The organism is Roseateles asaccharophilus (assembly GCF_004362405.1).
GTDB lineage: Bacteria > Pseudomonadota > Gammaproteobacteria > Burkholderiales > Burkholderiaceae_C > Kinneretia > Kinneretia asaccharophila.
In genome coordinates this window covers 94,117-108,192 of record NZ_SNXE01000003.1, presented here as the reverse complement: position 1 = coordinate 108,192, position 14,076 = coordinate 94,117, and the positions used below count along the sequence as shown (strand labels likewise).

General features: G+C 65.9%; 10 protein-coding genes and 1 pseudogene. 9 read left to right on the top strand and 2 right to left on the bottom strand.

Annotation, left to right across the window (positions count from 1 at the left end):
* Positions 1-4 precede the first annotated feature (4 nt).
* The 3 genes from aceF (at position 5) to DFR39_RS08305 (ending at position 4,334) form a co-directional block, all read left to right on the top strand.
* Positions 5-1,681: a dihydrolipoyllysine-residue acetyltransferase gene (aceF, locus tag DFR39_RS08315; protein ID WP_133603098.1), complete on the top strand. Its 1,677-nt coding sequence runs from the start codon at positions 5-7 to the stop codon at positions 1,679-1,681.
* Positions 1,682-1,694: 13 nt separating this feature from the next.
* Positions 1,695-3,518 carry a dihydrolipoyl dehydrogenase gene (lpdA, locus tag DFR39_RS08310; RefSeq protein WP_133603097.1) on the top strand — a complete coding sequence of 608 codons (1,824 nt, stop codon included), beginning with the start codon at positions 1,695-1,697 and terminating at the stop codon, positions 3,516-3,518.
* Positions 3,519-3,701: 183 nt separating this feature from the next.
* On the top strand, positions 3,702-4,334 hold the full coding sequence (locus DFR39_RS08305; RefSeq protein ID WP_133603096.1) for a hypothetical protein: 633 nt from the start codon (positions 3,702-3,704) through the stop codon (positions 4,332-4,334).
* A gap of 429 nt (positions 4,335-4,763) precedes the next feature.
* On the opposite strand, the pseudogene DFR39_RS08300 reads toward DFR39_RS08305, so the two are convergent.
* A pseudogene (locus DFR39_RS08300) lies at positions 4,764-5,500 on the bottom strand (integrase core domain-containing protein).
* 294 nt (positions 5,501-5,794) lie between these two features.
* Here DFR39_RS08300 and DFR39_RS08295 point away from each other — a divergent pair.
* Together DFR39_RS08295 and DFR39_RS08290 are read left to right on the top strand one after the other, a co-directional pair.
* Positions 5,795-6,814, top strand: a complete 1,020-nt coding sequence (locus tag DFR39_RS08295) for a GGDEF domain-containing protein (protein ID WP_246030750.1) — start codon at positions 5,795-5,797, stop codon at positions 6,812-6,814.
* 342 nt (positions 6,815-7,156) lie between these two features.
* Entirely contained in the window at positions 7,157-8,110 is a 954-nt protein-coding gene (locus DFR39_RS08290) for an amino acid ABC transporter substrate-binding protein (protein ID WP_246030749.1), read from the top strand.
* A 151-nt stretch (positions 8,111-8,261) separates the two neighbouring features.
* Here the strand turns inward: DFR39_RS08290 and DFR39_RS08285 are convergent, their stop codons facing one another.
* Positions 8,262-8,522 (bottom strand): DUF2834 domain-containing protein, encoded by a 261-nt coding sequence (locus DFR39_RS08285; protein ID WP_211343832.1) that lies wholly within the window; start codon positions 8,520-8,522, stop codon positions 8,262-8,264.
* Positions 8,523-8,579: 57 nt separating this feature from the next.
* Between DFR39_RS08285 and DFR39_RS08280 the strand changes: the two genes are divergently transcribed.
* The 4 genes from DFR39_RS08280 (at position 8,580) to DFR39_RS08265 (ending at position 14,064) form a co-directional block, all read left to right on the top strand.
* On the top strand, positions 8,580-9,401 hold the full coding sequence (locus tag DFR39_RS08280) for a helix-turn-helix domain-containing protein (RefSeq protein ID WP_133603094.1): 822 nt from the start codon (positions 8,580-8,582) through the stop codon (positions 9,399-9,401).
* Between the two features lie 214 nt (positions 9,402-9,615).
* On the top strand, positions 9,616-10,593 hold the full coding sequence (locus DFR39_RS08275; RefSeq protein ID WP_133603093.1) for a hypothetical protein: 978 nt from the start codon (positions 9,616-9,618) through the stop codon (positions 10,591-10,593).
* 106 nt (positions 10,594-10,699) lie between these two features.
* Positions 10,700-12,910, top strand: coding sequence for a prolyl oligopeptidase family serine peptidase (locus tag DFR39_RS08270; protein WP_133603092.1), 2,211 nt, complete (start codon positions 10,700-10,702; stop codon positions 12,908-12,910).
* 131 nt (positions 12,911-13,041) lie between these two features.
* The gene (locus DFR39_RS08265; RefSeq protein ID WP_133603091.1) at positions 13,042-14,064 is read left to right on the top strand and encodes a helix-turn-helix domain-containing protein; all 1,023 of its coding nucleotides are present in this window, start codon (positions 13,042-13,044) and stop codon (positions 14,062-14,064) included.
* Positions 14,065-14,076 lie beyond the last annotated feature (12 nt).

Genomic DNA, 14,076 nt, shown 5'->3' with positions numbered 1-14,076 from the left:
GAACATGGCATTGCTTGAAGTGAAAGTGCCCGATATCGGGGACGTCAAGGACGTGGCCGTCATCGAGCTGCTGGTCAAGCCCGGTGACACGGTCAAGGCGGAGCAGAGCCTGATCACCGTGGAGAGCGACAAGGCCTCCATGGAGATCCCCTCCAGCCACGCTGGCGTGGTCAAGGAACTGAAGGTCAAGCTCGGCGATACGGTCAATGAGGGCAGCGTGCTGCTGGTGCTGGAGTCGGACGCCGCTGCCGCGCCCGCGCCCGCGCCCGCGCCCGCGCCCGCGCCGGCTGCCGCTCCTGCTGCCGCCGCAGCTGCACCCGCACCGGCAGCCGCGGCTCCCGCGGCCTCGGGGGGCTTGGTGAACGTGGTCGTTCCGGATATCGGCGACTTCGACGAGGTCGCGGTCATCGAGCTGCTGGCCAAGGTCGGTGACACCATCAAGGTGGAGCAGAGCCTGATCACGGTGGAGAGCGACAAGGCCTCCATGGAGATCCCCTCCAGCCATGCCGGTGTGCTGAAGGAGCTCAAGGTCAAGCTGGGCGACAAGGTGGCCAAGGGCACGCTGATTGCCGTGGTGGAAGTGGCTGGTGGCGCCGCCGCGCCTGCACCGGCGGCTCCCGTGGCGGCGCCGGCTGCCGCTGCGCCGGCTGCTGCGGCTGTGGCGGCCGTGGCGGTTGCAGTTGCAGCGCCGGTGGCCGCCGCCGTGCCGGCCCATGATCCCAGCGCGCCCAAGGGCAAGCTGCCCCATGCCTCGCCCAGCATTCGCAAGCTGGCGCGCGAGCTGGGCGTGCCGCTGGACGAGGTCAAGGGATCGGGCCCCAAGGGCCGCATCGTGGAGAGCGATGTCCAGGGCTTTGTGAAGGCCGTGATGAGCGGCGCCCTGCAGACCAGCGCGCAGAAGGCCGCGGCCCCGGCGGGCGCGGCGGCCGCTGGCGCCGGTGCCTTCCCGGGCCTGCTGCCCTGGCCCAAGGTGGACTACGAGAAGTTCGGTCCGGTGGAGCGCAAGGAGCTGGGCCGCATCAAGAAGATCTCGGGCGCCAATCTGCACCGCAACTGGGTCACGATTCCCCACGTCACCAACCACGACGATGCGGACATCACCGAGCTGGAAGCCTTCCGCGTGCAGCTCAACAAGGAGAACGAGAAGAGCGGCATCAAGGTCACCATGCTGGCCTTCATGATCAAGGCCGCCGTGGCCGCGCTCAAGAAGTTCCCCGAGTTCAATGCCTCCCTGGATGTGGATGGCAGCCTGGTGCTCAAGCAGTACTTCCACATCGGCTTTGCGGCGGACACGCCCAATGGCCTGGTGGTGCCGGTGATCAAGGATGCCGACAAGAAGGGCATCTTCCAGATCAGCCAGGAGATGAGCGAGCTGGCCAAGAAGGCACGCGACGGCAAGCTGGGCCCGGCCGAGATGAGCGGCGGCTGCTTCTCGATCTCGTCCCTGGGCGGCATCGGCGGCAAGTACTTCACGCCCATCATCAATGCGCCGGAAGTCGCCATCATGGGCGTGTGCAAGAGCAGCATCGAGCCGGTGTGGGATGGCAAGGCCTTCCAGCCGCGCCTGATCCTGCCGCTGTCCCTGAGCTGGGACCACCGCGTGATTGACGGCGCCGCCGCCGCGCGCTTCAACGTCTACTTCGCCTCGCTCTTGGCCGACTTCCGTCGGATTGCCCTGTAAGGAGAACCCAGTCATGGCAATCATCGAAGTGAAGGTCCCGGACATCGGCGACTTCAAGGACGTGGCGGTGATCGAGCTGCTGGTCAAGGTGGGCGACACCGTCAAGGTGGACCAGAGCCTGATCACGGTGGAGAGCGACAAGGCCTCCATGGAGATTCCCTCCAGCCACGCCGGCGTGGTCAAGGAGCTCAAGCTCAAGGTGGGCGATGTGGTGAACCAGGGCAGCGTGGTGCTGAGTCTGGAAGCCGCTGAAGCTGCTCAAGCCGCAGCGTCAGCGCCGGCCCCGGCCGCCGCCCCCGCAAGCCCTGCAGCTGCCGTCGCAGCCGCCGTGCCCGCGCCGCAAGCCGCCAGCTACGGCGGCAGCGCCGATGCGGAGTACGACGTGCTGGTTCTGGGTGGTGGCCCGGGCGGCTACTCGGCCGCCTTCCGTGCCGCCGACCTTGGGCTCAAGGTCGTGCTGGTCGAGCGCTATGCCACCCTGGGCGGTGTCTGCCTGAACGTGGGTTGCATCCCGTCCAAGGCCCTGCTGCATGTGGCGGCGGTCATGGATGAGGTCTCGCACATGGCCGATCTGGGCGTGGACTTCGGCGCGCCCAGCGTCAATGTGGACAAGCTGCGCGGCCACAAGGAAAAGGTCATTGGCAAGCTCACCGGCGGTCTGGCCCAGATGGCCAAGATGCGCAAGGTGACGGTGGTGCGCGGCTACGGCAGCTTTGTCGGTGCCAACCACCTCGAGGTGGAAGAAACCAGCGGCAGCGGCCAGGACAAGACCGGCAGCAAGACGGTGCTGGCCTTCAAGCGCGCCATCATCGCCGCGGGTTCGCAGGCGGTGCGTCTGCCTTTCTTCCCGCAGGACGATCGCATCGTCGACAGCACCGGCGCCCTGGCGCTGAAAGAGGTGCCCAAGAAGATGCTCATCGTCGGCGGCGGCATCATCGGCCTGGAGATGGGCACCGTCTACAGCACCCTGGGCGCCCGCCTGGACGTGGTGGAGATGATGGACGGCCTGATGCAGGGCGCCGACCGCGACCTGGTCAAGGTCTGGGAGAAGATGAACAAGCACCGCTTCGACAAGATCATGTTGAAGACCAAGACGGTGGGTGCCGAGGCCACGGCCGAGGGCATCAAGGTGCAGTTCGAGGGCCTGGACGGGACCAAGAGCGAAGGCGTCTACGACCTGGTGCTGCAAGCCGTGGGCCGCACGCCCAATGGCAAGAAGCTCGCCGCTGACAAGGCCGGTGTGGCCGTGACGGACCGCGGCTTCATCAACGTCGACATCCAGATGCGCACCAGTGTGCCGCACATCTTCGCCATCGGCGACATCGTGGGCCAGCCCATGCTGGCGCACAAGGCGGTGCATGAGGCTCATGTGGCGGCCGAGGTCATTGCCGGTGAGCTGCAGGGCAATAAGGAGCTGGCCTCCGCCGCCTTCAACGCCCGCGTGATCCCGAGCGTGGCCTACACCGACCCCGAGGTGGCCTGGGTGGGCCTGACCGAGGAGCAGGCCAAGGCCCAAGGCATCAAGGTCAAGAAGGGCCTGTTCCCCTGGGCCGCTTCGGGCCGCGCGATTGCCAACGGCCGCGACGAAGGCTTCACTAAGCTGCTCTTCGACGACAGCCCCGAGGCCCATGGCCACGGCAAGATCTTGGGCGGCGGCATCGTGGGCACCCACGCTGGCGACATGATCGGCGAGATCGCCCTGGCCATCGAGATGGGCGCCGACGCCGTGGACATCGGCAAGACCATCCACCCGCACCCCACGCTGGGCGAGAGCATCGGCATGGCGGCGGAAGTGGCGCATGGCTCTTGCACGGATGTGCCGCCGGCGCGCAAGTAATCTGCGTCAGCGCTGAACTGCAGAACAAAGCCCCGGATGGGAAACCGTCCGGGGTTTTTTTCTGCGTCTTTCGCGAGACATCAAATCAGGCCTTACCCATCGGCTGATGCTGCGCGGAAGGTTGGGCGCAACAGCAGCGCGAGAAGACCTTGCTCAGAGGCGTTCACTGCAATACTTCGCCTCATGTGGATGAAAGTTCTGTTCCTGCTGCTGCTCTGCCTGTCTCAAAGTGTCTGGGCCTCCGACTCCTGCCAAGCCCATGTGCGCCGCATCGAGCGGGAAACGAGCGTTCGCGCGTCTTGCTATTGCGGCCCCAGCCTGAGCCGGGTTCTCGCCCAACTGCCCGGCACGCTGCGGGTGGAAGCTGCCTGCCAAATGCGCCGCAACCGCGGCTTTGGCAAAAGCAGCCCGCTGCGGCCGGGCGTGGACGTGTTGGACCTTGATCGCTATGACGCCGATGGCTCGTACATCGAGGGCTGGGTGTTCCTGCGCGGTCAGCTCGAGCTCGAAGGGCAGGTGATGTTGAGCGACGATGGGGCCTCGTTCTCGGCACGCCAGCTCTACCGAGAGGATGGCGGTACCTCCGTGCTGGTCAACAACTACCTCTACTTTCTCGTGCAGCTTTCGCAGGCGCAGGCTCAGCTCTTCAAGCCACCCCGCGCGCGGCCCGGTGAGCTTGCTTGCAAGACCCGCACGGCCCGCGTGCGCTTCACCGACTTCGAGATCTACCGCGTCGACACGGGCGGCGATGGCAGCCGCCCCGGTCGGGTGGAGGTGCTGAGCCTGGGGCCGCTGAAGCCCTGCATGGATGGATGAGGGGTGGGGCTGTGTCTGGCACCACCCCCAAACGGGGCATGCCGGCAAGTTTTGGGCGACTGGCCCGTTGCCAGCACCCGAGCAGGCCTCATTGCGCGGACTTGGGACGCCTCAGGCGTCTGCAATACTTGTGCTCATGCGGTTGGATTTCCTATCCGCCCTGCGCGCCCTCGACGCCTCCGCTCGTCGATTCGTGCTGGTTTGAAACCGCCGGTCGCAAGCCGACCCGATCAGGGGCGCCGCTTGCCTAAACTGCCGTGCATGAATCCACTGAGCATTGGGTTGCGGCACACGGTCGGTACCGCCTTTGACGATCTCTGGCACATCGGCGCAGCGCGCCGCCTGCCTTGGTAAGCCCACTGGTCGCTGATTGCGCTCATCGGCGCCGGCGAGGGCGTGACCTGCCCGGTTTCTCCGAGACATTGATTTCTAGGAAGATGGCTCCCGTTGATCCGCTTGGATTCTTCGAGCCACCCGAGGCGCTAGTTCCGGCCGGTTTCGGGGCCAGTAGGCAGGCCCCATCTCCTTGATCCTACGGGCATATTCGGCCGGCGTCAGTTCACTGAGAGCACTGTGAGGCCGACTCTCGTTGTAGTCCTGGCGCCAAGCCTCTTGAAGCCCCTGCGCTTCAGCCAGCGAGGCGAACCAGTTGACGTTCAAACACTCGTCCCGAAGCGAGCCGTTGAACGTCTCGACGAAGCTGTTGTCCGTGGGCTTGCCCAGCCCTCGCGGCTCAACAGCACGTGCAGCCGCCTGCAGCCCCAGCGCACGCGCGTATGGGCCAACTCCCGCATGCGTAGTCGCAACTCCGGCCGGGGATCCTTGCGGCGTTCGTAGTAGGGCGTGCTTCGCGATACCTGAACCAGTTGGCAGGCCCGATGCAGACTGATGCCGTAGATGCCCCGGACATAGTCCAGGGCCTGCACCCTCAGCGCGGGCCGGACCATCTTTTGCGGCGATGTCCTGAAGGATTGCCTTGTCCAGGCTCAGATCCGCCACGAGCTTCTTGAGCCTCGCGTTCTCTTTCTGCAACCGCTTGAGTTCGCGCGCCTGATCGGGCTTCAGACTGCCGTACTGCTTACTCCAGCGATAGAACGTCTGCTCGCTGATGCCCATCTTGCGGCACGCGTCCCCACAACCATGCCGAGCTCGACCTGCTTGAGCATCGCCACGATCTGCTCCACCGAAAACGACTCCGTCTTACGACTTCTCCTGTGCCCATTGCCCGGGGCCGAATCGCCGAAAGACTAACGCTCAGCGTGTCTCGATTTTTTCAATGCGGATCAGTTCATGCCGACAAAGTACGAGCAAAGCCCCCCTCCGAGCGCCAAACAGGCCTCAGTGCGCAGACTTTTTTTAAGCACGAACCCCGTGCCATACTCGTGCCCATGCGGTTGGATTTCCTACCCGCTGCCACTCTCGAGCTGAACACCGATGCGTCTGTCGCGGAGGCTCGCCCTGTGAACCCACCCCCCATCCCGCTGCCTGCCGACGAGACCGAGCGACTACAGGCCTTGCGCGCCTACATGCTGCTGGACACGGAGGCGGATGCGGACTTCGACTTGCTGGCGGAACTGGCGGCTGCGCTGTGCGGCACACCCTATGCCTTCATCTCTTTGGTGGATGAAGACCGGGTTTGGTACAAAAGCCGCCACGGGCGCGCCGTGGTGCAGAACCCGCGCCAGCTTGACTACTGTGCTTGGTCCATCCTGCAGCCCGAGGGGCTGGACATTGCCGACCTGCGCCAGGATGCACGCACCGCGCTGTTGCCCCCCACGGTGGGCCCCAACGCTTACCGCATGTACAGCGGTGCCAACCTGGTGAGCAGCAGCGGGCATTGCGTGGGCGTGCTGTGCGTGCTGGACACCCAGGTGCGCCAGTTGGACGGGCGCCAGCGCCAGCTGCTGGCGCGGCTGGCGCGCCAGGTGGTGGCTTTGATGGAGCTGCGCCTGCGCGATGTGGAGTTGGAGCATGCCAACAGTGCGCTGCGCCGGCTGGCACTGGAAGACGAGCTTACCGGGCTGCGCAACCGGCGCGCGCTGCTGGCCGAGTTGGAGCGCGAGTTCAACGTCTGCCGCCGCTACGGCTCGCCGCTGAGCGTGTTGATGCTGGACCTGGACCACTTCAAGTACATCAACGACCGCCATGGACACGCGGTGGGTGACGCGGTGCTGCGGGGCCTGGGCGGGCTGCTGCGCGAGGGCCTGCGCCAGGTGGATCTGCCCGGGCGCCTTGGGGGTGAGGAATTCGCCGTGCTCCTGCCCGGCTCCGCCGCCGAGGGCGCGCTCCAACTGGCCGAAGTGCTGCGCCAGCGCATCGAGGCCGCACGCTTTGCTGGTGCGGAGACGCTGTGTGTCACCGCCAGCCTGGGCCTGGCAAGCTACGCACCCGAGCAGGCCGACGCCGCCGAGTTGCTGCGCTTGGCCGACGCGGCGCTCTACCGTGCCAAGCTGGGGGGGCGCAACCGCGTGGCGTGCTGAGCGCGGGCCTTAGGTTTCAGCCCCGCTCGATGCGCAAGTAATCCCATACCGCACTGCAAGACCCAAGCCCCGGACGGGTGACTGTCCGGGGCTTGTTTTCTTGCAAGTGGCTGGCATGCCGGTGGGGCGTACCACTCGGGCCGGATTGGGCGAGGCGCGGCTATCGGCGAGAACTGGCGTGTAAAAACCCCTCTGATCGGCACTATTCGACGGAAGGCGGTGGTGCACGCGTCACCGATCTTCGCGCCGAGCAGCCTGCTGATGTACCTTATTGCGCCGCGCCCATCCGGCGTATCCACAGCCGCTCTTGCCCGTGCTGTTGTTGAGTTTTAGAGAGCGTCCATGCCTGCATCCTTTCTGCGCCGAGCGGCCCGTCCCGCTGCCGTTTCATCCCTGCGCCCCCCGATTCGCCCGCTGACGATGGGCGTCCTCGGTCTGGTGGCCTCCCTGGTCTCACTTGCCGCTCAGGCGGACACCCTGTCCCGCATCCGCGATACCAAGACGGTCAATCTGGGTGTCCGGGAGGCGGCCCGTCCCTTCTCCTTCCTGAACGATGCCAAGCAGCCGACCGGCTATTCGGTGGACCTGTGCCTGGCGGCGGTGGAGGAAATCAAGAAGGAACTCAAGCTGCGGGACCTGAAGGTCAACTATGTGGTGGTGTCCGGACCGGAACGAATTCCCAAGCTGCTGAAGGAAGAGATCGACCTGGAGTGCGGTTCCACCACCAACACCAAGGCCCGTCAGGAGCAGGTGAGCTTCAGCGACACCATTTTTGTGGCCCGCATGAAGGTGCTGGTGGCCAAGGGCACCCGGGTGGATTCCGTCAAGGACCTGGACGGCATGACCATCGCCGTGAGCAAGGGCACGACATCGGAGAAGCTGTTCAATCAGCTGAACAGCTCCGGCGAAGCCAAGATGCAGCTGGTGCAATACGCCAACAACAACGAGGCGTTCAAGGCCCTGCGTGAAGGCAAGGCACGCGCCTTCCCCCAGGACGACGCGCTGCTGCAAGGTCTGGCCTCGAGGGAGAACGCGCTGGATGCGCTGGGCCTGGCCAGCATGACTTTCTCGGTGGAGCCCTACGGCATCATGATGCGAAAGGGGGACACCCGTCTGAACGAGCTGGTGGATCGCACCCTGAGCCGTGTATTCACCAGCGGCGAGATCCAGACCCTCTACAAGAAGTGGTTCGAGACGCCAGCCCTGAGCATCCCCATGAGTCGCCTGACGCGCGACAGCTTTGTGCGTCCCAACAAGGAAGCCGGCGTGGCGATGTTGCTGGGCTATTCGATCTGAGCGAAGCCCGCGCGGGCCGGTGCCAACCGGGCGGTCGCCGGCGCCTGTGCGTCATCGGCGCTCGGCGGGGCCGCAGCGCCGAGGGCGAGCAAGAGTAGCAGTTGCACAACGCCAGCCAAGAGCCGCACCGCGCTGATCAGCACTGTGCGTGTCATCGCCGCTGCCTCCAAAGCAGGTAGGCCAGCGGCCCCAGTGAGCCTGCCGCCAGCGTCAGCACGGCCCAAGGCCACCAACGTCGGCCCTGGGCACGGCAGTCCCGGGCGATGAAGCCCACGAGCAGGCTGCACGCCACGATCAGATCCACCGTGATCTGTGCGCTGCCCAGGTTGGCAAAGCCGCTTTGCCAAATGCCCACGAAGCCGATCTGCAACAGCGCCCACAACGAGAAGGCGCCAAACAGCAGGGTGACCAATACAAGAAGGGGCTTTTGCAATGGCATGATGACTCCGAGAGTTGAGGACATGACGCAGTGTTGGCTGTCGCCAGCGTCTACGCAACGACCTCAGAGGTCATCGCCGTCATTACCGGTCCCAGCTACGCTTCGGGCATGCACCCCTTAACCGCTTTGCGTCGCCAGCGTCGCGTCAGTCAAATGGAACTCGGCCTGCGCGCCGGGGTGTCGCAACGCCATCTGAGCTGCATCGAGACCGGTCGCTCCCGGCCCTCGCGCGGCACTTTGCTGGCCTTGCTGGATGCCCTGGACGCGTCCTTGACCGAACGGAACGCCGCGCTGCTCGCGGCAGGGCTTGCGCCTGCCTACAGCCAGCACGCTCTGGATGCCCCACAGCTAGGCCCAGCCCGGGATGCGCTTCAGCAACTGCTGCATGCGCCCGGCAGCCCACCCGCCCTGGTCTTGGATGCCGAGTGGAATCTAGTGATGGCCAATGCCGGTGTTCAACGTCTTCTGGACCTCTTGGGTTTGCCCATGCCCGAGCAACCCGCCAACTTGCTTGATTGGCTGCTGGGATCCGGGGGCATGCGAAGCTGCGTGATCAATGAAGCGGAGGTTTGCGGCGAGATCCTGCATCGCGCACGGCGTGAGGCGACGCAGGTTCCCGCTCTGGCGGCTCGGCTGGCGCAGCTGCAGGCGGTGCTGCCGAGTTGGCCAGCGCCCGAAGTGCAGACGCCGCTGTTGTTGACGCGTCTGCGCTCCCGCATCGGCGAGTTGCGGCTGTTCTCGATGTTCAGCAGCTTTGGTGCACCGCTGGATGTGACCCTGGCCTCACTGCGGATTGAGCACCTGTTCGCTGCCGACGCCGCCACGGCCGATGCGCTGGCCGGTGCTGCCTGAGAGCGGCAGGGCCATTGACAGCCCGTTCGGCCACACTCCATGCGCGCATGGCCTGCGGACCTGGAGCCGCGCCCTTGGCGCTCGCATCACCTTGAGCAGATGCAAATAGTGCACGCGTTTACGCCCGACCTCGGGTAGTTCCCGATCTCGGGCTGCTCGCGCTTGTCATACCGTCCGCGCGCGGCGAACCACGCCGATGAAGGATGCATACGTCATGCACAGCAACGCGCTTTCGATCAAACGCGGTTGGGGTCAGGTCTTGATGGGTACCGCTCTGCTCTGGGGGGCGACCAGCGTCGCTGCGCAGAATTCTGCACCGCGCATTGGCGCCATCCTGCCGCAGAGCTGGCCCAGCCCCAGCCAGGCGCAGGAGATGCATGAGGGTATGTTGCTGGCGCTCAACACCCTGCCCATCAGCCCCACGCCCACCCTGGTGCTGATGGACAGCGGCTGCGATGCCGCCAAGGCCGAGCTCGCGGCCAAGGCCCTGGTGGCCGCCAAGGTCGACATCGTGCTGGGCGGATTCTGCGTGGTCGGCGCCGCGCCGGCCGTGCTGGAGCAAGCGGGCATTCCCATGGTGTCCGGCAATGCGGAGCGATTTGCGCTGGGCGATCTGGTGCTGCAAACCGGGCGCGTGGGCCCGCGCGTGGCCGAGGCCACGGCCGCCACGCTGCGGCGCGAAACCGGGCTGCGGGTGACCGCCGGCGGCGCCTGCTGGATGGACTTTGCCCCCGAGCTGTCCAGCAAGTTCGACGCCGCCCTGTGCCCCACACTGAGTCCCGACCGATCACGCTGGCCCGAGGTCGAGGGGCTCTACACCGCGGCCTTTCGCAAGCCCTTCACGGCATCGGCGGCACGCGGCTACGCCGCCATGGAGCTGGGCCTGGCCTATGTAAAAAAGCGCCGCGGCGGTGCCCGGCCCGCGGCCGCACTGGCCGAAGCCCGGCAGACCCAGACGCTGCTGGGCCCCGTACCCCTTGGCGATGCCGCTACGCCGCAACAGGCCATGCAGCTGCTGCTCAGCGCCCGGATGCCGCGCCTGGCGCCTCGCGAGACCCAGGCCCTGAATGCCTTGCTGAAGGCCAAGGCCTGCGCTGCTGCCGCAGCCACGGACAGCGAGCCCAAGTGGCGCGATCAGCCCTTTGAGCTGGCCAGCTGCCAGAGTGGCCGGCAGCAGCTGGCAGCGCGCTAGTTTGGACATCGGGCCGGGAGGGGCAGCGAGTCTGCTGCCGCCCCGGCCGGCTTCGGTGAGGGGCGCGCCGATTCCTTATGATCCGCGTCCAAACCGGAGAAGCCCTTTGAGAACCCCAGTCCCTGCACTTGCGCTTGCACTGACCCTGGCTTTGAGCACCGTGCTCAAGGCCGAAGCTGCCACCGTGGCCGGTGTCGACATGCCCGCCCCGCACACGCCCTGTCCGGTGAGTGATACCTACTGGGGGGTGAAGATCGAGGACCCCTACCGCTGCCTGGAGAACCTCAGTGAACCCGGCGTGCAGGCCTATATGAAGGCGCAGGCCGAGGCCACCGAGAAGGTGCTCTCGCGCATTCCGGGCCGGGAGCGCCTGCTCAAGCGCATCCAGGAGCTGGATGCCGAGGTGCCGGCCAATGTGACGGACGTGAGCCGCGATGCCCGGGGCAATCTGTTCTATGAAAAGCGCCTGGCCAGCGATAACCAGTTCAAGCTCTATATGCGTCGCGGCTTTGACGGTCCCGAGAAGCTGCTGGTGGACCCCGAGGCCCTGGCCAAGGCCACGGGCAAGCCCCATGCCATCGGCGCTTACAGCCATAGCAAGGATGGCGCCCTGGTGGCCTACAGCATCTCGGCCGGCGGCGCCGAGATCGGTACCCTGCATGTGATCAACACCGAGACCGGTCAGGAGGTGATGCCGCCCATCGACCGCATTCGCGGCGGTGGCGCGAGCTGGCTGGATGATGGCTCGGCCTTCTTCTACTCGCGCCTGGCCCAGGGCTGGGAGCAGCGCCCGCGCGCCGAGCGCTTCATGGACAACACCGTCTATTTGCGCCGCCTGGCCGAGCCGGGCAAGGACGTGGCGGTGTTCGGCCCCTCCGTGCATCCCGAGCTGGGCCTGGACCGTTCCGACGGCGCCAGCGTGCAGGTGCTGCGCGGGCAGCCGGTGGCGCTGGCCGTGGTCTATCACGGGGTGAGTCGCTATCGCTCGCTGTACATCAGCGACACCGCGGACCTGCTGGCGGGCAAGCCCAAGTGGCGCAAGGTGTTTGACCAGTCCGCGAAGGTGGGCGATGTCAGCGTCCACCAGGGTTGGGTGTACCTGCGTTCGGCCCAGGACGCGCCGCGCTACAAGCTGCTGCGCCTGGCCCTGCCGCAGGCCGATATGGCCCGCGCCGAGCTGCTGGTGCCGGGCGGCGCGGAGGTGATCACGGCCATCGCGTCCGCGCCCGAAGGTCTGTACTTCACCCGCCGTGATGGTGCGGCCAAGAAGCTCTACCGACTGCCGCATGGCCTGGAAGCGGGGGCTGCGGCAAAGGCGGCACAAGCCATCACGCTGCCGTTTGAAGGCAATGTGGCCATCGCCGATGCCGACACCGAGCTGCCGGGCTTGGTGCTGCAGCTCTCGGGCTGGACTCGCACGGCCCAGCACTATTTCCTGGCCGCCAAAGACAGCGCGCCCAAGGCGCTGAACCTGGCGCCCCGGGGCAAGTTCGATGTGCTGCCCGGCGTGGTGGCGCGCGAGGTGAAGGTGAAGAGCCACGACGGTGTGGAAGTGCCGGTGTCCATCATTGCGCGCAGCGACATCAAGCTCGATGGCAGCAATCCGACCCTGCTCTATGGCTATGCCGCCTATGGCACCGTGGAGGAGCCCGGCATCAGCCTGCGCACCCTGGCCTGGCTGGAGCAGGGCGGGGTGATGGTGTTCTGCCATGCGCGCGGTGGCGGCATCCTGGGTGATGAGTGGCACAAGGCGGGTCACAAGACCAGCAAGTTCAACACCTGGCGCGATGGCATTGCCACCGCTGAGTGGCTGATCCAGCAGGGCTACACCTCGCCGTCCAAGCTGGCCGTTTATGGCGGCAGCGCCGGCGGCATCTTCGTGGGGCGCGTGCTCACCGAGCGCCCCGATCTCTTCGCCGCGGCCGGCATCGGCGTGGGCAATCTGGACCAGATCCGCAGCGAGACGCGGGCCAATGGTGCGGGCAATATCCCCGAGTACGGCACGGTGAAGATCGAGCAGGAGTTCCACGCGCTGCGCAACAACAGCACCTATGAGCACATCAAGCCCGGCACCAAGTACCCGGCGCTGCTGTTCGAGCATGGGGTGAACGACACGCGTGTGGATGTGTGGATGAGCACCAAGACGGCCACCCGCTTTGTTGCAGCCAATCCCCGGGGCAAGCCGGTGCTGATGCGTCTGGAATACGACGCCGGCCACGGCGTGGGCTCCACGCGCATCCAGGGTCAGCTGCGCACGGCCGACCGCTGGGCCTTCTTCCTTTGGCAAGCGGGGATGTCGGGGTTTCAGCCAAAGTGAGGCCGGCTGGCGCCGCCTGTGCGGCGGCGTGATGTGGCCGAAGCTCGTCCCCGGGCGGCCTTCAAGGGGATTCAGCGCCTACGATGGCGACCGTCGGTGACCGGCCCACTTGCAAGAACAGCGTCTGAGCTATGAATCTTTTGAGCCAACATCTGCTGTTCTTCTTTTCGCTGCTGGGCAGTTTCAACGGCATCGCCCTGGCCTGTTTTCTGTGGTGGCGGGCGCGCGGGCGCCCGACCCAGCGCTGGCTGGCCCTGCTGGTCTGGCTGGTCAGTGTGCGCACCGGCAAATCGGTCGCCTATCACTTCTGGCCCGAGGTCTCCAGAACCGTGCAGCAGGTGGGCTTGAGTGCCTGGTTCCTGATCGGGCCTTGCCTGTTCTTTCTGCTGCGCTCCGGGCTGGGCCCCAGCGCCGGTCTGCAGCGCCTGGACCGCTGGCATCTGGGCCTGCTGATCGCGCTGACGCTGGCGCTGAATCTGCTGCTGCCCTATGCCCAGCATGTCCGGATCTGGTGGACCTGGGTCATTCCGGGTGTCAATGCCGGCCTGCTGGCTTACTGGCTGCTGGCGACCCTCGTGCTGTGGCGGCGGCGTGCGCAACTCAGCGATGCGCAGAGCGCCTTGCCCCTGCTGGGCGCCTGGGCTGGTGTGGGCCTGATCTGGGTGGCCTACTGGACATCCACCTATACCTCCTACATCGTCGGTGCCCTGTCATTTACTTTTGTGCTGGCTTTCAGTTTGCTGATCGCCTGGCGCGTGTATTCGGGCCAGGCCGCGATTGAACCCTATCAAGATAAAAGAATTCCTCCGGATGAAGCCCGCACTTATTTGATGCAGCTGGATGCCCTGATGGCGGGGGAGGCGCTGTACCGGGATCCCACTCTGAGTTTGCAGCGCCTGGCCCGGCGTATGGGCCTGCCACAGGCCAAACTCTCGCAGCTCCTGAATGACAACAACCAGACCTCGTTCAAGCAGTACCTGAGCCAGTGGCGGGTGGACGCGGCCAAGGCCCTGCTGCGGGACGCCCAGCCGCGCTCCATGGAGGAGGTGGCCGAAGCCGCCGGATTCCAGTCGGCCTCGACCTTCTACAACGCCTTCAAGAAGTTGGAAGGTGTGACCCCCGCGGCCTATCGCAAGGCGGTGCAGAGCTCCTGAAACCTGTTCCTG